The organism is Komagataeibacter intermedius TF2 (assembly GCF_000964425.1).
GTDB lineage: Bacteria > Pseudomonadota > Alphaproteobacteria > Acetobacterales > Acetobacteraceae > Komagataeibacter > Komagataeibacter intermedius.
Map to the genome: position 1 here is coordinate 1 of NZ_BANF01000406.1, position 811 is coordinate 811.

Genomic DNA, 811 nt, shown 5'->3' on the forward strand with positions numbered 1-811 from the left:
CGGGAGTGGTGGAAGGCCGGACGCCAGCAGGGCGTGATGCATTCGGGTGGCTGGCTTTTTCCCGGGCAGGACACCATGAGGCCCATCAGCACACGGCAGCTCCATCGCGTGGTTGTCGATGCCGCGCGGGCTGCTTCGATCACCAGACGTGTGGGGCCTCATACCCTGCGGCATAGCTTTGCCACGCACCTGCTTGAGGATGGTGTCGATGTCCGCGTGATCCAGGTCCTGCTGGGTCATTCCCGCCTGGAGACCACGGCCCTTTATACAAAGGTTGCGACACGGACCGTGCGGGCCGTTATCAGTCCGCTCGACAGGCTGGGCATGCTGACGACGGCGCAGGCAAGGCCCGACGGCTGATCCCGGAGCAGGGGCGGTCATGTCCGCCTCGCTCGCACTGGGGGACATCTTCCGGGCTGCCGGTCCTGCCTGGCGGGCAGCCCATATCGGCCGTCTCCCCCTGCAGCAGCTCAAGGTCATGTCGGCGATCGAACATTGTCGCACCGCAGCCCTTGGTGGCCATGTCGCGGCCTGTGGGGACTGCGGACACTGGCGCATTGCCTATAACAGTTGTCGCAACCGCCATTGTCCGCGCTGCCAGGGGAACGCCGCACGGACATGGCTGGCCGAACGCGAGGCCGATCTGCTGCCGGTCGGGTATTTCCATGTCGTCTTCACCTTGCCGGCGCGGATCGCCGACATCGCGCTCCAGAACAAGGCCGTTCTCTACGCCCTGCTGTTCCAGGCCGCCTCGGAGACGATGATGACGATCGCCGCCGATCCCCGGCATCTGGGTGCCCGCATCGGCATC

2 protein-coding genes are annotated in these 811 nt (G+C 65.8%); both read left to right on the plus strand.

Going from position 1 to position 811, the window contains the following annotated elements; translation table 11 throughout:
• The coding region (locus B7449_RS17755; protein ID WP_048883972.1) for a tyrosine-type recombinase/integrase at window positions 1–360 on the plus strand (360 nt) is incomplete at its 5' end.
• Between the two features lie 19 nt (window positions 361–379).
• Window positions 380–811: IS91 family transposase (locus tag B7449_RS17760; protein ID WP_048883973.1), on the plus strand; the 432-nt coding region annotated here is incomplete at its 3' end.